The 24,035-nt window shown below is 33.1% G+C and carries 17 protein-coding genes and 1 tRNA gene; 10 read left to right on the top strand and 8 right to left on the bottom strand.

All coding sequences use genetic code 11. The features are described from left to right. The first annotated feature begins 62 nt into the window (after nt 1-62). A complete protein-coding gene (locus tag C8C83_RS16735; protein WP_121329550.1) occupies nt 63-1,157 on the top strand; it encodes an acyltransferase in 1,095 nt (364 codons plus the stop codon). Between the two features lie 219 nt (nt 1,158-1,376). Here C8C83_RS16735 and C8C83_RS16730 read toward each other — a convergent pair whose 3' ends face one another. The 4 genes from C8C83_RS16730 to C8C83_RS16715 all read right to left on the bottom strand — a co-directional run bounded on the left by C8C83_RS16730 (nt 1,377) and on the right by C8C83_RS16715 (nt 5,337). Continuing rightward, nucleotides 1,377-1,754, bottom strand: a complete 378-nt coding sequence (locus tag C8C83_RS16730; RefSeq protein ID WP_121329549.1) for a VOC family protein — start codon at nt 1,752-1,754, stop codon at nt 1,377-1,379. A gap of 19 nt (nt 1,755-1,773) precedes the next feature. Beyond that, nucleotides 1,774-2,343 (bottom strand): hypothetical protein, encoded by a 570-nt coding sequence (locus tag C8C83_RS16725; protein ID WP_121329548.1) that lies wholly within the window; start codon nt 2,341-2,343, stop codon nt 1,774-1,776. A 70-nt stretch (nt 2,344-2,413) separates the two neighbouring features. Continuing rightward, nucleotides 2,414-3,157, bottom strand: coding sequence for a DUF2625 domain-containing protein (locus tag C8C83_RS16720; protein WP_121329547.1), 744 nt, complete (start codon nt 3,155-3,157; stop codon nt 2,414-2,416). Between the two features lie 32 nt (nt 3,158-3,189). Next, a complete protein-coding gene (locus C8C83_RS16715) occupies nt 3,190-5,337 on the bottom strand; it encodes a cation:proton antiporter (RefSeq protein WP_132011820.1) in 2,148 nt (715 codons plus the stop codon). A gap of 313 nt (nt 5,338-5,650) precedes the next feature. On the opposite strand from C8C83_RS16715, the gene C8C83_RS16710 reads away from it, so the two are divergent. The 7 genes from C8C83_RS16710 (at nt 5,651) to C8C83_RS16680 (ending at nt 16,492) form a co-directional block, all read left to right on the top strand. Beyond that, nucleotides 5,651-7,078, top strand: a complete 1,428-nt coding sequence (locus tag C8C83_RS16710) for an L-serine ammonia-lyase (RefSeq protein ID WP_121329546.1) — start codon at nt 5,651-5,653, stop codon at nt 7,076-7,078. A 257-nt stretch (nt 7,079-7,335) separates the two neighbouring features. After that, entirely contained in the window at nt 7,336-8,154 is an 819-nt protein-coding gene (gene panB, locus C8C83_RS16705) for a 3-methyl-2-oxobutanoate hydroxymethyltransferase (protein WP_121329545.1), read from the top strand. Between the two features lie 241 nt (nt 8,155-8,395). Continuing rightward, entirely contained in the window at nt 8,396-9,085 is a 690-nt protein-coding gene (locus C8C83_RS16700) for an RluA family pseudouridine synthase (protein WP_121329544.1), read from the top strand. Nucleotides 9,086-9,161: 76 nt separating this feature from the next. Continuing rightward, a complete protein-coding gene (locus C8C83_RS16695; protein ID WP_121329543.1) occupies nt 9,162-10,490 on the top strand; it encodes an aldehyde dehydrogenase in 1,329 nt (442 codons plus the stop codon). 119 nt (nt 10,491-10,609) lie between these two features. Next, the gene (locus C8C83_RS16690) at nt 10,610-11,404 is read left to right on the top strand and encodes a hypothetical protein (protein WP_121329542.1); all 795 of its coding nucleotides are present in this window, start codon (nt 10,610-10,612) and stop codon (nt 11,402-11,404) included. 93 nt (nt 11,405-11,497) lie between these two features. After that, on the top strand, nt 11,498-15,547 hold the full coding sequence (locus C8C83_RS16685; RefSeq protein ID WP_121329541.1) for a PAS domain S-box protein: 4,050 nt from the start codon (nt 11,498-11,500) through the stop codon (nt 15,545-15,547). Between the two features lie 93 nt (nt 15,548-15,640). Continuing rightward, nucleotides 15,641-16,492, top strand: a complete 852-nt coding sequence (locus tag C8C83_RS16680) for a neutral zinc metallopeptidase (RefSeq protein WP_121329540.1) — start codon at nt 15,641-15,643, stop codon at nt 16,490-16,492. Between the two features lie 489 nt (nt 16,493-16,981). On the opposite strand, the gene C8C83_RS16675 is transcribed toward C8C83_RS16680, so the two are convergent. The 4 genes from C8C83_RS16675 to C8C83_RS16660 form a co-directional block, all read right to left on the bottom strand. Further along, a tRNA-His gene (locus C8C83_RS16675) sits at nt 16,982-17,055 on the bottom strand. A 76-nt stretch (nt 17,056-17,131) separates the two neighbouring features. Further along, nucleotides 17,132-17,848, bottom strand: coding sequence for a bacillithiol biosynthesis deacetylase BshB1 (gene bshB1, locus C8C83_RS16670; RefSeq protein ID WP_121330078.1), 717 nt, complete (start codon nt 17,846-17,848; stop codon nt 17,132-17,134). A 72-nt stretch (nt 17,849-17,920) separates the two neighbouring features. Next, a complete protein-coding gene (locus C8C83_RS16665) occupies nt 17,921-18,997 on the bottom strand; it encodes a chorismate-binding protein (RefSeq protein WP_121329539.1) in 1,077 nt (358 codons plus the stop codon). Between the two features lie 5 nt (nt 18,998-19,002). Continuing rightward, a complete protein-coding gene (locus tag C8C83_RS16660; protein WP_121329538.1) occupies nt 19,003-19,431 on the bottom strand; it encodes a PaaI family thioesterase in 429 nt (142 codons plus the stop codon). A 252-nt stretch (nt 19,432-19,683) separates the two neighbouring features. Between C8C83_RS16660 and C8C83_RS16655 the strand changes: the two genes are divergently transcribed. Further along, nucleotides 19,684-21,201, top strand: coding sequence for a hypothetical protein (locus tag C8C83_RS16655; RefSeq protein WP_121329537.1), 1,518 nt, complete (start codon nt 19,684-19,686; stop codon nt 21,199-21,201). Nucleotides 21,202-21,971: 770 nt separating this feature from the next. Beyond that, the gene (locus tag C8C83_RS16650) at nt 21,972-23,831 is read left to right on the top strand and encodes an endonuclease (RefSeq protein ID WP_121329536.1); all 1,860 of its coding nucleotides are present in this window, start codon (nt 21,972-21,974) and stop codon (nt 23,829-23,831) included. The last annotated feature ends 204 nt before the right edge of the window (nt 23,832-24,035 follow it).

The following is a 24,035-nucleotide window of genomic DNA, read 5'->3' as shown; positions in this document are numbered from 1 at the left end:
ATTTTAAATCTTGTGATTTCAATTATCTTTGAGTTTTAAAAACTAAAAAAGCAAATACTGAAGTGCAGAAAAAACTATACGGATTAGATCATTTAAGAGCTTTTGCAATATGTTTTGTTTTCTTATTCCATTATCAAATCCCTATTTTCGGTTATCCTGAATGGTTGACAAGTGTAGCTAAATTTGGATGGACTGGTGTCGATTTATTTTTTGTTTTAAGTGGATTTTTAATTTCTTCCCAACTTTTTTTTAAAATTAAAAATGGAGAAAAAATTTCCTTTAAAAATTTCTTCTTAAAACGTTTTTTCAGGATTCTTCCCCTTTTTTGGTTTGTTACTGCAATTTATTTTGCCTTTCCTTTTTTCAGAGAAAAAGAAGCACTTCCTCCTCTATGGAAATTACTAACTTTTACTCAAAACTTTGGATTGAATATTAGAGATTTTGGGACATTTTCTCATGGTTGGTCTCTTTGTGTTGAAGAACACTTTTATTTGATTTTACCAATTCTATTGATTTTTTTACAGTCAACTAAGCTTTTTAATAAATCATATTGGCTATTAATTGTTGTATTTATTCTTGGATTTGCAGTTAGATTCTATAGTTGGGACAGTTTATATTTACCAAATATTGATAAAGATGATTCATGGCTTTTTTGGTATAAATTTATTTATTATCCAACATATAATCGTTTGGACGGGCTTTTAATAGGAGTTACAATTGCTGCGATCTACCAATTTAAACCTCATTTATGGAATAAACTATCCAAATTTGGAAATCTTTTTTTAATTATTAGCTTATTGCTATTAACAGGAGCGTATTTTTTATGTTATGACGAAAGATCTTTTTATGCTTCAATTTTTGGATTCCCATTAATTGGCTTAGGATACGGTTTTATGCTTTTAGGTGCAATATCTCCAACATGTTTTTTATATAAATATGAATCAAGAACAACCACATTTATAGCTTCATTATCCTACGGAATTTATTTGACACATAAAGGAATCATTCATCTTACACAACAATTTCTTTTGCGTTTTAAAATAGATACCAACAGTAATTTTACACTTGTAATTTGCATTTTATCATGTGTATTAATCGCTTTTGTACTTCATAAAATAATAGAGAAACCTTTTATGAAATTAAGAACAAAATTATAGTTCTTTAAAGTTATTTTTATTTCCGAGAATTTAAAGCCGAAAATATAGAATTGGTTTATAATGATTGGTATCAAAGAGAAGAAAACACAATACACTTAGAAAATTTTAGTTTATAATTTTTTTTGCCACGAATTTCACTAATTTTCACTAATTGAAATACGCATAATATTTATGTCAATTTGCAGAAAAATTCGTGCTCATTCGTGAAATTCGTGGCAACTATTTTTTATACTCTTTACCTGAAAAATTTCCAAAATGCCATAAAACTCCCGATGGATCATGAAGAAAACATTCACTTCCCCAATCAAAATGTTTCGTTGGAGTTAATTTTACGCTGTATTTTTCCGTTAGATTGAGTTTCAAAAGTTCATTATAATAGTAATCAACATCTTCGACTTCAAGAAAAATCATCGTGTTTTCATTCCAGCTTTTATCATAATAATCCTGAAGATAAAAAGCCAAATCTCCTGACTTAAAAACAGAAAATTTTGGATCTAAAACGCCTTCCTCAAAACCTAAATCCTGATAGAAACTTCTGGAGATTTCAAAATCTTTGGCTCCAATAAAGGGTCGGATTGATACTGCTTTGTGTTTCATAATTCACTGAAGTTTAAAATTAGAAATTCAATTTATCTCTTTGACAAAACCAAGTCGGCTGACAATCAGATACCACACAGCCACCAGATTTATATTTTACCTTTTTACTCTCTTTTTTAGAAATTATATTTCCATTTTTATCTGTAGGATTTCCATCTTTATCCTTGTAATTTACTGTTGCTATTAACCCATAAACAATTGGAAGTACTTTGTCATTCTTACTACAAGTTGGACAAACATTATTTCTATCTTTTGAATAAGGACAAGTCGATGTATATGGAATTTCTACATTCTTTATTTCATTTTTCTTTAAGTCCATTATATAATAAGTATTAATGGGATAAGTCCTTGGCGAAATAAATATTTTTATTTTCTTCTCCGCTTTTACATCTTCGAATACAAACCTTAAATCAGAATCAACTTTTATACTATCAGTCTTAATGCTAGTTTTTAAAATTATATAGGTGTTTTCAAGAACCTTTTTATAATTCTCAGTATCTTTTAAAATTAGCTTACCATTCAATTTACCCGTTTGAGAAAAGCAGGAAAATGAAATCAGTAACAGATATAAAAGTATTTTTTCTTTCATCTAAATAATCATATGATTTTCAAGAATTACCTTTTCTTAAAAATAATAACTCAATCTCAAAAACCAAATTCTATTGCTCAAAGCCAAGTTGCTTTCGCAAATCAAGATTTAAACTATATTGTTCCTGAACCGGAATTATTTTTCTTGAATTTTTATTAATATCGCTTCCTTCGGCGGTCCATAGAAAAGGGTAAAAATTAAAAACCTCATCACCTTTTAATTTCGAAACCTCTTGTCGCCAGTCCTTCCATCTGTTGCCTTCGTAGAATTTATCCAAATCATTGCTGAAACAAAATCCTAAAAATTCAGAATACGTAATATCAAGTGGTTCGTATTCGAGATTATCCGGAGAAAAATAATAAACCTTCCCTAAATCAGTTCCTAATCCGCCACCATTTAAAAGGAAAAAGCCACCAATCGCATCATCAGCAATTAATGTAAAAGAAGGTGTTTCTCCAAACTCTTTAAACGTTTTTCCCTTGTTCCAATCAGGAAGTGTGCGATTAAATTTTGAATTTCCTGAACCCAAAATTCTAATCCAGCCATCATCGACCAAGATTCCGCCAGTCATAAAAATAACCGCTCCTAATGAAGAACGAGTTGTAACTTGAGTATTATATAATGTTTCTTTTGCTTTTGAAGCGTCAACGGGCAAAACCTCAACTTTGTTTTTTGCCGTTTTAATCCATTCTTCAACAGTTGTCCAAGCTGGATCTTTTTTATCTATCAGTTCTTCAGCGCTTTTCATTTTGTTTTGTGCCGTTAATGTAAAAGTCAAAAACAGCAATGTAATTAGGGAAAACCTCAGTGTCATTTTATTTAAATTGTAAGAATTATCTCTTAAAGCTAGCTTTTCTTCAAAATATTGCCTAAACCTCGACCAATTTGCTCAATCGCTTCAAGACCTTTTGTCAATGGTGTAGCGCTAAAATCTTCATAAGCATCCATTGAAGTTTCTTTGCGATCGTCTTGGGCATAAACCAAAATCAAGTTGTTATCGCTAAATGATCTTTCGAATTTCTGAGGCAATTTATCAAATATAGAATGATAGGAAACAGAACCTTTTCTGGATAAATTGAAAACAATCAAATCTGTTGGTTTTATTTCATCTGAAATTGATTCAAAATTATCCCAATCCAAAATACTTTTAAAACCTAACTTCGCATTCAACTTCAATTTAGTTGCGACTTGCTGAATGGCTTGATGCGTTTTATACTCGGCATAAATCACAATCGGAACGCTTAATTCTTGCGATAATCGGCAGATTTTCTGTAACAAAAGATGGAATCCAACTCCTCTTTCTGAAAAAGGAGGACAAATGAAAACCAATCTTTTTTCTTCTATAAATGTTTTTTGAAACCTGCAGATAAATAAACTTTTGTCTACATTATTGATGATTGAATCAACGTTTTCACCAAATATCTTATCCAGGAAACCGGTTTTTCTTGGCCAGCCAACAATCACAATGTCAGACATAATCTCTTTAGAAGTTCTTGCAATTCCGCTTGCAGGATTATGGTCAATTCTGGCAATCGTATTAATTTTCACTTCAGATGCTGATCCTTGAATTACAAATTTATCAACCGCTTTTCGATACTTTAATATATTTTTTTCAGCTTGATCGTTATTCGGAACAATCGTTAATAAAGTAACCGGATTTGCTGATTTTTTGTCTTTTATCAAAAGTGCAAAATCTAATAAACTGGCTGTTGCCGATGTTTTTGCTAAAGGAATTAAAATATGTTCGTCCAAAATTTGATCACTATTAGCTTCTTCATGCGAAACTTCTTCTTCGCAAATTGCAATCTTTTTAGCGGCTTTTTCAGTAGCAAAAGAAGCTACAATACACGTAATCAGAATTAAAATAATGGTTCCGTTTAAGATGTTTTCGTCCAGAATTTTTGCTTTAAATCCAACCAAAATAACCGCCAAAGTTGCGGCTGCGTGCGCACTACTTAATCCAAAAATAAGTTGTCTTTCGGTCTTTGTATATTTAAAAACAATTTGGGTAAAAAATGCTGCAATCCACTTTCCAAAAATAGCCACAACGCTCAAAGTTCCGGCAACAATTAAAGCCGTTGGTCCGCTAAGAATCACGCTTATATCAACCAACATTCCCACAGAAATCAGGAAAAACGGAATAAACAATGCGTTTCCTATAAACTCAATTCTATTCATTAATGCTGACGAATGCGGAATTAATGGATTTAATGCCAAACCGGCAACAAAGGCTCCAATAATAGGCTCTACTCCTGCTACTTCTGCCAAAAATGCCGCAAAGAAAACAACAGAAAGTACAAATATATAATGAGCGTGTTTCTCACTTTCTAATTTCTTAAAGAACCATTTTGCAATCCTCGGAATAACAAAAAACATAATTGCCGAAAATATTGCCAATGAAACGGTTAATTTTATCCAGAATGCCTGATTCAGATTTCCCTGACTGCTTCCCATAATAACCGCAAGAATAATCAAAACGGCTGTATCTGTTAAAATCGTTCCTCCAACGGTTATAGCAACTGCCTGATTTTTTGCAATTCCTAGTTTACTCACAATTGGATACGCGACCAAAGTATGTGTTGCGAACATGCTCGCAGTCAAAAAACTGGCGTTAAAATCGTAGTTCAGTAAATAAAAACAAACCGGAAATCCTATCGAAAGAGGGAAAATGAAAGTGAAAAATCCGAATAACAAACTCTTGTTTCGATTGGCTTTAAACTCATTCATATCGAGTTCAAGTCCGGCAATAAACATAATATAGAGAAGTCCAATTGTCGAAAATAAATCAACGGCAGAATTTTTTGCCAGAATATTTAGTCCGTGAGGTCCAATGATTACTCCTGAAATAATAAGCCCGATAATTCCCGGAATATTTATTTTTTTAAGTAAAATTGGGGACAAGAGTATAATAAAAAGTATTAACGAAAAAATCAATACTGGGTTACTAAGTGGTAATTCGAATTCGTGTATGAAATGCTTGAAAAATTCTATCATATTATAATTTTATCTTCTTTGTGGTATTTTAATTTTTCGCGAAAGTGAGGTTCGAAATTAAAATGAGATTTCAGAAGTTATTATGTACCGATTTATTCTAAACCAAATCGGATTCTTTAGTGATTGCTTCTTTACAAAAATACCTAAAAAAAATGCGAACTTTTCACGAAAACCGCATATTAAGCAATAAAATTTGTTTCGTTACCAAATTAATAAAATTTAATATTTATTTTAACAAAATCGCAAGATTTCTAATTCAAATTAAATCATCTTTGCATTATTCAATTATCTTTGTCTTAATAAAAATTACGCAATGGAAGAATGTATCTCTGTTTTTGATATGCTTAAAATTGGTGTTGGTCCCTCAAGTTCACATACTTTAGGACCTTGGAGAGCCGCAGAACGTTTTTTGGAAGAGCTGAAAGACGAGTCAATTTTAGACCAGATTAAACGAGTAAAAGTCGATTTGTACGGATCACTTTCTTTAACCGGAAAAGGTCACGCCACAGATTTATCGGTTATGTTGGGTTTAAGCGGGCAAGATCCCGAATATATTCCAGTTGATAATATCGCAGGAATTATTAAAACGATCGAAGATACAAACGAAATTATTCTGGCAAACGAATTCAAAGTTCCATTTTACTTTCTTCAGGATATTGTCTTCAATAAAGAGTTTCTTCCCTTTCATGCAAATGGATTAAAATTTACGGCTTATAAAGAAGATGATTCTGAATATGAGTCTACTTTTTATTCGATTGGTGGAGGTTTTGTTGTGAAAGAAGAACGCACAAATGCCAAAATCAAAGAGGAAATAAAATGCGCTTTCCCCTTCCCGATTCAAAATGCTGTTGAGCTTTTAAATTATACGATTTCAGAAAACAAATCGATCTCAGAAATTGTTTATGAAAACGAAAAATCGATGCGTCCGGAAGCCGAAATTCACTCCGAATTAATGCGCATCTGGAACACGATGTTAGAATGTATGTACATTGGTTGTCATACCGGAGGAATTCTTCCCGGCGGATTAAACGTTCGCAGAAGAGCTTTTGATATGCACCAAAACTTAATAGGTTTATCTAATTATTCAGATCCGCAAAGCTGGTTGGAAGAAATTAGAAAAACCGAAGTAAAATTTCGCCAGATTCTAAAATGGGTAAGCTGTTTTGCACTTGCCGTGAATGAGGTAAATGCTTCTTTGGGTCGTGTTGTTACGGCTCCTACAAACGGAAGCGCTGGTGTAATTCCGGCTGTTTTAATGTATTATTTGGTAATCGAAAACCATAATGCAGGCGAAAAAGAAATCAAACAATTCCTGATGGTTGCAGGAGAAATAGGAAGTATTTTCAAAAAAGGATCTACAATTTCTGCTGCAATGGGCGGTTGTCAGGCCGAAATTGGTGTTTCGTCATCAATGGCGGCGGCGGCACTTTGCGAATTAATGGGCGGAACTCCTGCTCAGGTTTTAATGGCTGCCGAAATCGCTATGGAACATCATCTTGGTTTAACTTGTGATCCAATTGGTGGTTTGGTTCAGATTCCGTGTATCGAAAGAAATACAATGGGCGCCATAAAAGCCATAAATGCTGCAGAATTAGCGCTTGAAACTGATTCTAAAAATGCAAAAGTGCCTTTGGACAAAGTAATTAATACGATGTGGCAAACGGCAAAAGATATGAATTCAAAATACAAAGAAACCTCTGAAGGTGGATTGGCAATTGCTGTAAATATGGCAGATTGTTAAAAAAAGTTAGCCAAGAATTACACGAATTTTCACTAATTCTTTTATCTGCAAAAGCAGATCTTAAAATAGTGATTCGTGAAAATTCGTGAAATTCGTGGCAAAAAAATCACTACAATATTATTCTACTATTAAAATGAAAAGTATTGAGTTCATCCTCGAATTTGAAGATGGAAAGCTATTTTCTGTTGAAATATTTATCGAATGCTGATTTCAATCTATAATTATTCAATACTTTTACACCTTCAAAAAAAAACAAAATGTCAGTAGCAAAAAAAGATTATAAAAGAATCACAACAAAGTCATTAATCGAAATGAAAAGTAACGGAGAAAAAATCTCTATGTTAACAGCTTACGATTATACAATGGCAAAAATTGTTGATACCGCAGGAATCGATGTGATTTTAGTGGGAGATTCAGCATCAAATGTTATGGCGGGTCACGAAACGACATTGCCAATTACCTTAGATCAAATGATTTATCATGCTTCGTCTGTAGTTCGCGCTGTCGAAAGAGCATTAGTTGTGGTAGATTTACCTTTTGGAAGTTACCAATCTGATCCAAAAGAAGCTTTGCGTTCTGCAATTAGAATCATGAAAGAAAGTGGCGGTCACGCTGTGAAACTTGAAGGAGGAAAAGAAATTAAAGAATCAATCAAAAAAATATTAAACGCAGGAATTCCAGTTATGGGTCACTTGGGTTTAACTCCGCAATCTATCTATAAATTTGGTACTTACAGCGTTCGTGCAAAAGAAGATCAGGAAGCTGAAAAACTAATCGAAGATGCCAAATTATTAGAAAAAATTGGTTGTTTCGGAGTTGTTTTAGAAAAAATCCCTGCTGATTTAGCTCAAAAAGTAGCCGAAAGTATTTCAATTCCGGTTATTGGTATCGGAGCCGGAGGTGGCGTTGACGGACAAGTTTTGGTTATTCATGATATGTTAGGAATGAATAATGAATTCAGTCCGCGTTTCTTGCGTCGTTACTTAAACTTATATGAAGAAATGACAAAAGCAATTGGTCAATATGCAGCTGATGTGAAATCTCGCGATTTCCCGAATTCCGGGGAACAATATTAATTTTTAAGGTTCTGAGGTTCTAAGTTGCTAAGGTTCTAAGGCTTTTTTAAAGGTTCAAAGATGCAAAGGGACAAAGGTTCTGAGGTTTATTAAATCTACTAAATAAGTTATTATAATTATTTCTCGCAAAGACGCAAAGTCACAAAGAATAAAATCTAAACTTTGCGCCTTTGCGTCTTTGCGAGATATCTAAGCGATACAATTTTCAATCCTAAATATAAATTTTCTACATACTTCTAAAATGAAAATTATCTCCAATAAAGAAAACCTCCAAGTTCTACACGAAGACAATCACATTATTGTGGTTAATAAACGTGTGGGCGATATTGTACAAGGTGATAAAACCGGAGATAAACCTTTATCTGACGTTGTAAAAGAATACATTAAAGACAAATACAATAAACCTGGAGATGTTTTTCTGGGCGTGATTCATCGTTTAGATCGTCCAACAACCGGAATTGTTGTTTTTGCCAGAACCAGTAAAGCTTTAACACGCATGAACGAAATGTTCAGCAATCGTGAAACTCAAAAAACGTATTGGGCAGTTGTTAAAAATAAACCTCAGGAAAAAACGGCTAAATTGGTTCACTATCTCAAGAGAAATGAGAAAAATAATACTTCAAAAGCACATTTAAAAGAAGTTCCGGATAGTAAAATTGCCAGTTTGGATTATACTATTATTAAAGAACTTCAAAATTATGTGGCATTAGAAATTAATTTACACACAGGTCGCCATCATCAAATTAGAGCTCAATTGGCAGCAATTGGATCTCCAATAAAAGGAGATTTAAAATATGGTTTTGACCGAAGTAATCCTGATGGCGGTATTCATCTTCATGCCAGAAAGTTAGTTTTTGTACATCCGGTTTCTAAGGAAAACATTACCATTGTTGCTCCTACTCCAGACGAAACAATTTGGAATGCGATTTGATTTTTATGATACAATTGTTAATTTTTTAATTTTTATCGATTAACTTGCATAGGCAAAAATCAAGTGAATCATAAAAATGGACTATAAAAACGACATCGGATACAGAAAAGAAACGCTCAAAAAATTGTTGTATAACATTCAAAAAAGCGAAGATTTAATTGTAAAAGCTTTATACGATGATTTTAAAAAACCAGAATTTGAAGCGGTTTTAACAGAGACGAATTATGTCATTTCGGAACTTAAAGACACCATAAAAAACATTCACAATTGGGCAAAACCAAAACGAATTTTGCCTTCTCTTCTTAACTTTCCTTCGACAGATTATATTTTTAAAGAGCCTTACGGAAATGTTTTGGTCATTGCGCCCTGGAATTATCCTTTTCAATTAGCGTTATGCCCTTTGATTTCTGCCGTTGCTGCAGGAAACAGAGTTGTCTTAAAACCATCAGAACTTACACCACATACTTCAGCAGTAATTGCAAAAATTATCGAAAAAACTTTTCACGTCAATCACGTTGAAGTTTTTGAAGGCGGCGTAGAAGTTTCTAATAAATTACTGGCAAAACGCTGGGATTATATTTTCTTTACCGGAAGTGTTTCTGTTGGAAAAATAATCGCCAAAGCAGCAGCCGAAAATCTGACTCCGATTACATTAGAATTAGGCGGGAAAAATCCTTGTATTATCGATGAAACTGCCAATTTAAAATTAGCAGCAAAACGAATTGTCTGGGGAAAATTCATAAATGCCGGACAAACTTGCATTGCGCCTGATTATATTTTGATACAGAAAAACATGAAAGTCAATTTTCTTTCGTTTTTAATGGAAGAAATCATAAAAGCTTACGGCAAAAAAATGGAAAAATCTCCGGATTTCGCCCGCATTATCAATACTAAAAACTGGGTTCGTTTAGACAGTATGATCGAAAAAGAGAAAGTAGTTTTTGGAGGCGAAACAGATGCGGACAAGCTCTATATTTCTCCAACATTAATAGAAGAACCTACTCTGGACAGTCTGGTTATGCAAGAAGAAATATTTGGTCCAATTTTACCAATTCTTACTTACGAAACCGGAGCCGATCTTCAAAATGTAATTAGCCGATATGAAAAACCGCTTGCTTTTTATGTTTTTAGCGAAAATAAATCTTTTGCAAAAAAACTAATTACCACTTATTCTTTTGGTGGCGGATGTATTAACGATACCGTTGTTCATTTTTCAAACAAAAGATTACCATTTGGCGGTGTTGGTCATAGCGGCATTGGCGCTTATCACGGTCAATTAAGTTTTGACATCTTCTCGCATCATAAAGCTATCGTAAAAAAAGGAAATTGGCTCGATTTACCAATGCGATATGCACCTTACAAAGACAAATTGGCCTCAATTAAACGTCTATTAGACTGGGTGTAAGTATAAAAAAACGATTTCGTAATGTTTTTTAGATTATCATAAGGAATTGATTAAAAATATTATATTTACGTCAGATTAAACAGCTTAACTTACAAGAATATAAAACAATTTTACTTATAATGAAATCTACACTTGACCAAATTGAAGAAATCAAAAGAAATGGATATACCCTGGATTTTGGTTCGACTTTTAATTACGCTTTCGAAAACTACAAAAAAATAGCACTTTATTCCGGGCTTATTATATTGGTTTTTACAATTATCATGGCAGTCCTTGCTATGGGATTAGCCGTTACCTTTTATGGTGTTGCAGCAATTAGTAAAGATTTTATTCTGAATTTAGAAAATTACAAGCTTTCTTATCTGGAGCAGCTTCTTTCTATTGGTGCTTTTTCTGCATTTGCAGCTTTATTAGCCCCTTTTGGAGCTGGATTTCTTAAAATGGCAGATTGCGCAGATAAAGATGAAGAATTTAATGTTTCGACCATTTTTACGTATTACAAAGCACCCTATTTTACTCAGTTATTTATCATGGCTTTAATTTTGGCATTAGTAAGTAATGCAATATCGGCCGTTATTGAGAGCTTTGGAATTATGCTTTTAGGAAATGCAATTTCAATTTTTATATCCTTTTTCACTTTTATAGCAATTCCGTTAGTCGTTTTTGGAAATTTAAGCGCTGTAGACGCTATAAAAGGAAGTGTAATTGTAGTAACTAAAAGTCCATTATTAATTTTCGCATTATTTATCACTGGTATAATTGGCTCTATGGTTGGCCTTATTGGTTGTTGTATTGGAGTACTTTTTACTATTATTTTTAATACTTCTGTAACATATGCGACTTATTACTCGATTTTTACTGAAGAAGAACAGAAAGATGTAATTGACTCAATTGGACAATCAGATTTTGAATAAAAACGAAATTTCTAAGTAAAAAAAGAGCTTAACCTACTCTTTTTAGAACTTTCAAAAAATGCAATTTTACTAAACCAACATACCCCGAATTCTATGGTAGCTAACTGTAGTTTTTTCAATTCATTGATTTCAGGAATTGCTTTAATTAGCAATGTCCTGAAATCAATTATAACAAATTGGTATGTTTACAATTCTGATATAATTTTCTACAACAATCCTAAACTCATCATCTTAGGATTATCCCTTTTGGGATTTTTGGCATTATTGGTCTATCAGTTTTTTAGAATAAAAGCCAGAATTGGTTATTTTATCGAAAAAAAGAAAGAAGCCGAAACAGCAAGTAAAGAATATCAATTGTATATTTTATTCTTTGGGATTGCAGTTATTGTAATCGAAATAATTAATGAAATCTTTAAAATCAGACCAAAGAGTTTACTTATCGTAAACGTTTCCATTGGCTTCACAGTTCTCCTTATTTATTTAATAACAGACAAAGTTAAATGGCTTCGAGATAGAATCCAGCAAATTTTCATCTTCTGTTTCTTTATATACATAACCTATGTTTGCTACAATATTGTTCGTCTTGCAAATGATGTTGTTCCGGTTATTGTATTTTTAATCTCCTTTTTCTTTTCGTATAATATTCTAAAACCAATAAGAACCTACTGGTTTTTCGTCGCTTTGGTTTTTGTTTTTCTTCTTACAACAGTTACTTTTCATTTAATTCCAATAAAATCTTCTGTATTACTAATTAACTTCTGCATTCTAATTTTCATTATCAATCAGGTAAAATATGCCGTTTTATTAAACAATCGCGATAATTTTAGATTTGCCAACGAAATTGTTCATAAAGGAAATTCATTGACAATTGCTACAAATCAAAAAGGTGCAATATTATTCTGCAGCGAAACTGTAAGTTCTATTTTAGGCTATTTACCAGACGAAGTAATGGGTTTTGACTTTTGGAAACTCACTAAAGACGAAGGATTTATAGAAAATAATTTCCCTGTATATTATCAGGAAAACAAACTTTATATTCGAAAATTAAAAAGTAAAAATGGAGAATATAAATACATTCAATGGAAGGATAAAAAATTCTCAGAAGACCTAATTATCAGTATTGGTCAAGATGTTACTGAGCAAATTAATGTTCAGGATCAATACAAAAATCTAATTCAAACCGCGACTGATATTATTTTTGAAATTGATGCTAACGGACATTTTACTTTTATTAATGAATTTGGATTTTCAATTTTAGGCTATTCTGAAAATGAAATTATATCCAAACATTATTCAAATTTTATTCACGAAAATTACATTAGAGGTGCTGTAGATTTTTACGAAAATCTGGTTATCAATGAAAATAATTTCCCTACGATAGAATTTCCGGTTATAAAGAAAAATGGATTAGAGGTATGGATTTCTCAAAAGATTATTGTTCGCAAAAATGATCTTGGCGAAACTGTTGGTTTTGCCGGAATCGCCAGAGATATTACGGAGATTAGAAATATCGAAAACGAGAAAAAACGACGTCTTGAAAAAATTGAAGCCTACAATAATTCGACAAAAAAACTATCGACAACAGACTTTAGTAAATACGATAATTTAAACACCGTTATTGATTATATTGTTCAGGAAGCGGCAACGGTAAGCAAAACAAACCGGGTAAGTTTCTGGAAATATTACAAAGACTTAATCACTTGCAAAAACCTGTTTAGTGTTGACAATCAAAAATTAAGCGACAAAAATATATTAGATAAAGAATCGTATCCAATTTATTTTGAAACCTTAAAAAACAAAGCCATTATTAATGCTCCGGATGTTTTTAATAAGCTAGAAACTTCTGAATTTCAGAAACTTTATTTTACCAAAAATCACATCAAATCAATGCTTGATGTTCCGGTATTTTTAAGCGGACAATTGGCTGGTGTTGTTTGTTTTGAAAGTACAGAAGAACAAAGAGAATGGGACAATGAGGACATTAATTACGCCCGAACAATTTCTGATGTAATCTCGCTGGCTATTTCATCTCAAATGCGTTTAGAAGCGGAGCGTAAATTAGAATTTAAAAGTCAATTATTATCTGCACTTTCTCTTTGTACGGAGAAATTTTTGCTAAGCAAAACGACTCAGGAAATGTTTCAGGAAACTTATGATTTAATTGGAAAAGCCGCCAAAGTAGATCATATGTATTATTATGAAAGAGATTTTACAACCAATACCGTCAGTCAAAAATATAAATGGTCCAAAAGCGGCGTTACACATCAAATTACTCCATTAAGACAGCTTACTGAAGATAATTTAAAAGAAATTTACGGTGTTGTTCAAAACAAAAAAATTCTTAATACGCTTACGCGAAAGCTTGACGACACCTTTTTTAAGCAGCTTTTGATTGATAACGAAATCAAATCGATATTGATTTTACCGCTTTATATCAACGATATTTTTACCGGATTTATAGGTTTTGATGATTGTACAAATGAAAAAAAATGGTCTGAAGAAGAGATTTATATTTTTCAGGTTCTTGCCAATAATATCTCCTCTGCTTTAGAGCGAAATCGGAATGAAAATAAAATTCTCGAAAGTGAAGAAAAATTTAAATTAATAGCCAATAACATCCCTGGAACCGTTTATTTATCCAAATTTGATGCTTTTTCGACTAAAATATTCCTTAACGATGAAATTTTGAATTTAACAGGTTATTCAAAATCAGAGTTTATTGAGAACAATTTGTCCTTTTTATCCCTAATTCATCCAGATGATAAAGAGGAAGTAATTAATAGCCAGATTGATAATTTGCAAAGCGGAATGCCTCTTCATAATGTATATCGAATTCAACGAAAAACAGGAGAATATATTTGGGTAGAAGAATTTGGCGATGTAATCAAAAAAGGTGACGAAATTGAATTTGTAGGTGGAATCTATTTTGATATTACCAACAAAAAAGAAACCGAAGACGCGATAAAAGCCAAGCAATTAGCGGAAGCTGCCAATAAATCCAAATCAGATTTTCTGGCTAATATGTCGCACGAAATCAGAACTCCGCTAAATGGTATTATTGGTTTTACACATTTATTGATGAAAACTGAACTTGAAGCGATTCAGGAAAAATACATGACTACGATTAATCAGTCGGCACATTCATTATTGGAAATCATCAATGACATTCTTGATTTTTCTAAAATTGAAGCCGGAAAACTGGAACTTTTCATTGATTTATATGACATTAAAAAAGTACTCGGTCAGGTTTTTGATTTGATTGTTTATGAGTCGAATCAAAAAAATCTTCAATTAGAACTCAATGTAGATCAAGATGTTCCTAAATACATTTGGACAGATATTGTGCGTATCAAACAAATCTTGATTAATTTACTTTCGAATGCCGTAAAATTCACCAATGAAGGTTCTATCAAACTAAACGTTTCGGTTCTGGAAAAATTCAAAAGTAACAATTGTGTGATTCGATTCTCTGTAATTGACACTGGAATTGGAATTTTGGAAAAAAATCAAAAGAAAATTTTCAAGGCATTTTCACAAGAAGATAGCTCTACAACGAGAAAATTTGGAGGAACCGGTTTAGGATTAACTATTTCGAACCAATTATTGGCTCTCATGGAAAGCCGACTACAACTGGAAAGTAAAATAGATATTGGAAGTAATTTTTATTTTGATCTAAATTTAAAAACAAGCAATCAAAGTATAAATGAAAAATACAATGCTGAACTAAAAAAGATGAATTCAAAAGCAGATTGTATCAATAAATTAAATGATAAATCATTGACCTTTTTGATTGTAGAAGACAATAAGGTAAATATGATGCTTTTGAAAACTATTATCAAAAACTTATACAATAATGCTTTTATTTATGAATGCGAAAATGGATATGAAGCCGTACAACAATTTGAAAACATCAACCCTAATATGGTTTTCATGGACATTCAAATGCCAATAATGAATGGCTACGAAACCACAAAAGCAATTAGAAATACTATTAGCGGCAGAGATATACCCATTATTGCAGTTACGGCGGGAGCCGAAAAAGAAGAGCGTAATAAATGTATTTCAGCCGGAATGAACGATTACATTTCAAAACCAATCATGAAAGGAACCGTAGAAGACGCTTTGACTAAATGGTTAAAATAATTAAAAGTAAATAAGACTGATTAGTCTCTAATTCCAAAAAAAAATATAAATTCGTAAAGATTTACCCTACAATAATTTTTAATACAAAATACTATGAAATGGAAAGGAACTAGAGAAAGCGATAATGTTGAAGACAGAAGATCAATTTCTGGCGGAAAAGTAGCCGTTGGTGGTGGTATTATTGGAATAGTAATTTTACTACTGAATGTTTTTGGTGGTGAAACCGGGCAAACTATAGGATCTGCTCTAGAACAAATACAAGGCGGACAACAACAAACAACTGAAACAGCAGCTCCGTTAAGCAAAGAAGACGAAGAAATGGGACATTTTGTGAGATCTGTCCTGGCTAAAACTGAAGACACTTGGGGCAAAATATTTACCGTAAACGGCATGACATACAAAAACCCAAAATTAGTGCTTTTTAAAGGCTCTGTTAATACGGCTTGTGGCGGTGCATCATCTGCATCAGGACCTTTTTATTGTCCGGGAGATCAAAAGGTATATATGGATTTAGCCTTCTTTGAGGAACTAAAAACTAAATTTGGTGCCAAAGGTGGTGACTTTGCAATTGCGTACGTTATAGCGCACGAAATTGGCCATCATATACAAACCTTATTAGGAACCTCAGCCAAAATGCGTCAGGAGCAAGAAGGAAAAAGTGAAGCCGAAGCCAATAAACTTTCGGTTGCATTAGAATTGCAGGCCGATTTTTACGCAGGAGTATGGGCTCATGACAACCAGCAATATATTGAAGAAGGTGATATTGAAGAAGCTTTAAGTGCTGCAAATGCCGTTGGTGATGACGCAATTCAAAGCAAAATGCAAGGTCATGTTGTTCCGGATTCCTTCACACACGGAACATCTGAACAAAGAATGTACTGGTTCAAAAAAGGTTTCAAAACCGGTGATATCAAACAAGGAAATACTTTTGACGAAATTCGTTAATCCGCAAACCAAATATAACAACCAAATGAGCATGACTTAATCGTCATGCTTTTTTGTTTTTATTATTAAACCATGTAAGTTGATATGTAGAGATGCACAGCAGTGCATCTAACGCAATGTTAATTAACATTTTTGCTATATTGAACCATATAAGTAATGTAAGTTCATTTTAGACAAACACAATCTTGCTATTTCGACAGAGGAGAAATGACAAACTTTGAGGTTATTTATCCCAACCAAACCATAGCCCGTGGTTTTAACCATGGGAGCGCAATATATATTCTTTATCTATATTCTGTCCTTAAAACCGAGAACTGCAATTGAATCACAATAAGTTCCCCATTGTTGAAACCACGGGCTATAGTTGAAATGTGGATTGACACGAAATGTTGTTAGGAAATCTAAAATGAACTTAAATCACTTATACGGTAGAAGAAAATTAAACGCACAAAAAAAGCCTTGAATTTCTTCAAGGCTTTTGAATTTCTGGGTGGCTGACCGGGTTCGAACCGGCGACCCGCGGCACCACAAACCGCTACTCTAACCAGCTGAGCTACAACCACCATTTTGCTTAGCGAGTGCAAATATATAACAAAGGTTTACTTCTACAAAGAAAAAAATGAAAAATTTTTATAAAAATTACATCAAATTTTCTAAACTATTGACTGCCAAACACCTTTCAACAGTAAAACCTTCAGCAAAATCTTTGCCAACTAACCTTCCTAAGTCCTGCGCACGATAATTTAAACTTTCAAAGAAGTTTTTACTCGTAATTGGCGTTACAGGTTCAGTTGAATTCGGATCATAAAACTGAGTCTTATAAGCCATAATCGCTTCTACTTTTTTATCCTCAAATCCAGTAATGTCAACTACAAAATCCGGAACAATATTTTTCCACTGAATATAATGATAAACTACCCTTGGTCTCCACGGTTCCTGATTCTCTCCATCAACCGAAGTTTCAATCTTTACCAATCCCGACAAAAAGCAAGCATCAGAAACTAATTTACTTCCTTTTCCGTGATCGATATGGCGATCGTCGATTGCATTACACAATACGATTTCAGGTTTATACTTTCGAATCATTTTTATAACCTCTAATTGGTGTTTTTCGTCATTGACAAAAAAACCGTCACGCATCTCCAGATTTTCACGAACCAAAACACCTAATATTTTTGCTGCATCGGCAGCTTCAGAATCTCTGGTTTCCGCAGTTCCGCGTGTACCTAATTCGCCACGCGTTAAGTCTACAATACCAACTTTTTTTCCAAGAGATACTTCTTTTAAAATTGTTCCCGCACAACCTAATTCTACATCATCCGGATGTGCCCCAAAGGCTAATATATCTAATTTCATATTTTTTATTTTAGTCACAGTATACAGTCGCAGTATTCAGTCTCAACAAAACTGAAAACTGCGACTGTAAACTTATTTTTTTAAGTTATTTTCAAAAACCCTTTTCATTGTCATGGATTTATTGACGCTTTCCTCCCATTCTTTTTCAGGAATACTCTCTTTTGTAATTCCGCAGCCCATGTATAATATTGCTTTATTATCCTTGATTTGCATGCTGCGTAAATTTACAAACAAATCAGAGCTTGCTATTTTGTTGGCAAAACTGCTATTTAATTCGCCAAGAAAACCAGTATAGAAAGTTCTGTCATAATTTTCATTTTCGATGATAAAAGCTTTTGCTTTCTTCTTTGGCAAACCACAAACTGCAGGAGTTGGATGCAAAGTATCGATCACTTCTTCAAGCGTTGAATTATCGTTCAAAACTCCCGAAATATCAGTTTTAATATGCCAGATCGATCCAGCTTTCAAACTGTAAGGCGCTGTAACATTAACCGAAGCCGCAACTTCACGCAATCTTTTTACAATAAAATCAGTAACATATTGCTGTTCGTCTTTTTCTTTTTGCTGCCAAAGAATCTCAGTTTCTGTAGTTGCTTTCTGAGTTCCTGCCAAAGCAGTCGTTTCAAAAACATTCCCGCTTGCTTTCAACAATTGTTCCGGTGTTGCACCCATCCAAAGTCCAATTTGTGGATGAAAAAAACAATATGAGAAAGTCGTTGGATACAAATGAATCAAACGCTGAAAAATAGTACTAAAATCGAAATTAACCAAGTCTATTGTTTCACTTCTGGATAAAACCACTTTTTTGAATTCTTCGTTTTTAATCGCTTCAATTCCTTTTGAAACCAAATCTTCATATTGCTTTTTGGCTTCCAAATTAAAACTTACTTCTTCGATATCATTAAAATCAAAATTGATTTTAGTTTGTTCCGCGCTAATAATTTTTGATTCTTCTTCCGGAATTAAAATCAGTTGCTTTTCATCAAAAGAAGCAAAAACAAAACCTTTCTCACTATAATTCGAAACCTTATACAAAGTATCATTTTGCTGTAAAAGCGCAAAAATACTGGACGAATTAGGCTTAGAATAGATTACAAAAGGTAAATTTTGTTCTTGATGTTTTTTTATAGTAGAAAAAAAGTCATTCATATTTTCTACGCTTTCTTTTTGTCTAAAACCATATTCGTCAATTTGCAAAGCGAAATAAGATTTCCGTCTTCATCCGTAATTTTAATTTCCCAAAGATGAATACTTCTTCCTTTATGAATGATTCTTGCGGTTCCAAAAACAAAACCTTCTCGAATACTTTTCAGGTGATTTGCTGAGATTTCGATTCCACGAACTTCCTGTTCTCTTGGATCAATAAAAAAGAAAGATGCTGCACTTCCAACGCTTTCAGCCAAAGCTACTGAAGCGCCGCCATGCAATAATCCCATTGGTTGGTGAACGCTTGGATTTACAGGCATTTTTGCAGTTAAAAAATCTTCGCCTGCGTCTATATATTCAATTTTTAGCGTTTCCATCAAAGTGTTTTTAGAAAACTGATTGCAACGCTCTAATATTTGTTCTTTTGTGTAATTCATTTAAAATAGGCTTTAAAATCGTAAAATTAAAGAAAAGATGAGATACAAATTAGAAAATACATTCCTATTATTAAAAATCATCTTCAAACGTGTAAGTTTTTTGCTATTTTTACAAAAACAATCAAAATTAATCTTTGGCTGAAAATTATTTTTTTTGCCACAGATTCACAGATTTTAAAAGATTATTTTCTTTTCGCATTTCGCAGAAAATCATTTTAATACTTTTAATCTGTAGCAAAAAACTTTATTCAAATGCGTCAATACTTTATACTCTTCATTTTCGGTTTACTTTTAGCTTTCAGTTCTTGTCGAACAGATTTTGATACCGTTGCCAGTTCCGGAGATTTAAAGTTCTCAAAAGACACCGTTTATTTAGATACTGTTTTTAAAAACATTGGTTCAAGCACGTACCAACTTAAAGTTTATAATAAAAGTAAAAACGACATTTCGATTCCGACAGTTCAATTCAAAAAAGGTTTGAATTCAAAATACCGAATGACAGTTGACGGAATGACCGGAAATAATGGTAAAATCTTCAATAATGTTACGCTTTTAGCGAAAGACAGTTTGTATATTTTTATTGAAACTACAGCAGATATTACAGATGCGAATCCAACTGATTTTCTATATACCGATGAAATTCAATTTGACAGCGGCGCAAATCTTCAGGAAGTTGCTTTGGTTACCTTAATTCAGGATGCTGTTTTTCTTTATCCAAAACAAAATGCCGATGGAACTAAAGAAAAAATCAAAATTGACGGCAAAGATGTTGATGGATTTTATTTGAATGAAAATGATCCTGTTAACGGAAATGAATTGATTTTCACAAAACAGAAACCTTACGTAATTTACGGTTACGCCGGAGTTCCACAAAATAAAACCGTAACTTTTGAAGCCGGAGCGCGAGTATTTCTTCACGCTAGCTCAGGAATTTATGTAGACAATAAAGCTTCGTTGCAAATAAACGGAACAACCTCAACAACCGAAAAATTGGAGAATGAGGTTATTTTTGAAGGCGATCGATTAGAATCTCTTTATGATGATATTCCAGGACAATGGAAATCTGTGATATTATCCAGCGGAAGTACAAATCACAGCATAAATCATCTGACATTAAAAAATGCGATTACAGGTTTAGATATTAGAAACCAAGACAATACAACAATTCAAATTAAAAATACTCAGATTTACAATTGTGCTGAATACGGAATTCTAGCTCAAAACGCCCGAATTAATGGCGAAAACATTGCCATCAATTATGCTGGTTTAGCAAGTTTATCCTGTGTTTACGGCGGAAATTATGTTTTTACGCATTGTACATTCAACAACAATTGGCCAAGTTCACAATTTGCTCTGAATTTAAGCAACAGTTTGGCTGGAGCAACTCCCGAAACAAATTCTTTGACTCAGGCAACTTTCAATAACTGTATTATTTACGGTTCAAATACCAATGAATTTAATTTAAATAAAAATACCAGCGCGGCTTTTGTATATCAATTAAACAATTGTTTATTAAAATTTAGCAGTTCAAGCACAAATCCAGATTATCAATTTTCCAAAGATCCGGAACATTACAAGCAGATTATTCTAAATCAGAGTCCAAAATTCTTTAATGTTTCTCAAAACAAACTAAATATTGACAATACTTCTGCCGCTTTCGCGAAAGGAAATCAGGACTATATCATTCCATTAGATATTATTGGAGCCACGAGAACTTCTCCACCGGATTTAGGTGCTTATCAGAGTGCTGCATTTCCTAAATCTAAGTAAAGTTTTGCTACGAAGACGCTAAGATGCAAAATTCTCTTCACCATATAAGTGATGTAAGATAATTTAAGCTTTTATTATTCGATCAAGTTTGTCATTTCTCGTTCCCCAAAATGACATAAAATGATACAAATTTGAAAAACTATGATGGATTAAAATCCATCCCTACAATATAAATCGAGCCGAAGGCTCTTTACAAAAGTTCCGAAGGAACGACCTATTTTGTAGCAACGTCCCGAAGCTTCGGGATTAATCCGTTGAATCGAAATGTAATTAATCCCATTTTATGTCATTTCGACAGAGGAGAAATCACACATGAAACTCCGTTCCTAAAATCACCAATCTTTGTCGAATTACTGGTGTGATTTCTCGTTCCTCGGGATGACAAACTTTACGAAAATATTGTTATGAAAATAATTGCCCTAGCCCCGATAGAAGTGGAAATCCTTTTGTAGCGGGGTTCGCTACAAAAGATTGAAATGGATAGCGGGATTAGCTCCTAAAAAAAAGATTTGGTTTTATCATAGAAATCGAAATGACATAAAATAAGAGAAAAAAACTTTGCGCCTTTGCGTCTTTGCGAGATTATTCAAACACCTTTCTAAAATGAACTTATCTAACTTACATGGTAAAAACACGCCCGTAAGAAAATATATCTAAAAATAATCTTCCCTTAACGCAACGGATTCATAAAAATAGTAGATTTGCTACAATAACTAAATTAACTCACTAAAGATCAATTTATTATTAACTCAAATCTTAAACCTAAATTTATGAAAAAACTCTACTCATTTTTATTTTTACTCGTTTTTACAGCAACATTTGCGCAAATTCCGTCTGGTTATTACAACACAGCAACCGGAACAGGATACACTTTAAAAACTCAATTGTACAACATTATTAAAGGACATACTGATAATGGATATGCAGGATTGTATACCACATATCAAACCTCTGATGTTGATAATTTTTATGAAAATGATGGAACCGTTCTCGATATGTATTCTGAAAACCCATCAGGAACAGATCCTTACAATTACAGTACTGGAAGTACACAAAGATGTGGCAATTATTCTGTAGAAGGCGACTGTTATAATAGAGAACATATTATTCCGCAATCGGTATTTAATGAGCAATCTCCAATGGTTGCCGATGCGCATTTTATCACTCCAACCGATGGAAAAGTAAACGGAATGCGTTCTAATTATCCACATGGAACTGTAGGTTCAGCAACTTATACTTCACAAAACGGAGGAAAATTAGGATCAAGTTCTGTATCTGGATATTCAGGAACCGTTTTTGAACCAATTAATGAATTTAAAGGCGATATTGCCAGAATGTACTTTTATTTTGCAACTCGTTACGAAAATACAGTTGCAGGATATTCGTATGCTATGTTTGATGGTTCAAGCAACAAAGTATTTACTACGGCATTTTTGAATATGCTTTTGGCCTGGAATGCTCAAGATCCAGTAAGTGCGAGAGAAATTGCAAGAAACAATGCTATTTATACACGTCAGAATAATAGAAATCCATATATCGATCATCCGGAATATGTAAATCAAATTTGGGGCGGAACTGCTCCTTCAGGAGATACTCAGGCGCCAACAGCTCCAACGAGTTTAGCTTCCACAACTAAAACTTCAACATCTATTACAGTTTCATGGACAGCTTCTACAGATAATGTTGGCGTTACAGGTTATGATGTTTATGCAAATAGTGCTTTAAAAACGACTGTTTCAGGATTAACAGCAACTATAACTGGTTTAACAGCTTCTACAAGTTATTCGATTTATGTAAAAGCAAAAGATGCTGCCGGAAATGCTTCTGCGTCAAGCAATACAATTGCCGTTACAACAAATAGCAGCGGAACTGGTGGAACTGCAACTGAATTATTATTCTCTGAATACATAGAAGGTTCAGGAAACAACAAAGCTTTAGAAATTGCCAATAATACAGGCGCTTCTGTGAGTTTATCAGTTTACACCGTAAAAAAACAAACGAATGGCGCCGGAGCATGGAGCACAGGTTTAACTTTGAGCGGAACATTAGCAACCGGAAGTAAATTTACAATCGTAAACAGCTCAATGGCTTCAAGCTGTTACCCAAAAAGTTCAGCAAATATTTCTACAACCGCAACTGAATTGACTTTTAACGGAAATGACGCTGTTGGTTTATTCAAAAATGGCGTTTTGATAGATATCATCGGGACTTTTAATGGCGGAACTGCAAATTTTGCAGCTGATGTTACTTTAAGAAGAAAATCTACAGTTACAGCTCCAAGTACTACTTTTAATTTGGCATCACAATGGGATTCATTTACCACAGACACATGTTCTAACTTAGGTGCAAAATTAGTTAAAGATACAGCACTTGAAACACCGGAAACTATAGCTGATTCAAATGAATTTATTTTATATCCAAATCCTTCAAACGGAAACTTCACAATCTATTTCAATAATGCAGAAGCACCCTATTCTATCGAGATAATTTCAATATTAGGTCAGAAAATATTTGAGAGATCAAATATCGCAGATTCATTATCAACGATAAATAATTTACCGAAAGGTATCTACATTGTTCATATTAGTAAAGGTTCTGAAAATTTCAACAAAAAGATCCTTATCAACTAATTAAAAAATGAGTGCTTACTAAGCTAAAAGCGGCAATATTGCCGCTTTTTTTTGTTCTAAACATTCTGGCTTTTTTCTACCATATAAGTGATATAATTTCAATTAAGTTTTTTTTGAATTTTGCTCGCAAAGACGCAAAGTCGCAAAGTTTTTTTTATCAATTACGCTTAAAAAATAGGCTTTGCGACTTTGCGTCTTTGCGAG

Source organism: Flavobacterium sp. 90, assembly GCF_004339525.1.
In the GTDB taxonomy this organism is placed as follows: Bacteria; Bacteroidota; Bacteroidia; order Flavobacteriales; family Flavobacteriaceae; genus Flavobacterium.
This window is presented reverse-complemented; position numbering and strand designations above follow the sequence as displayed.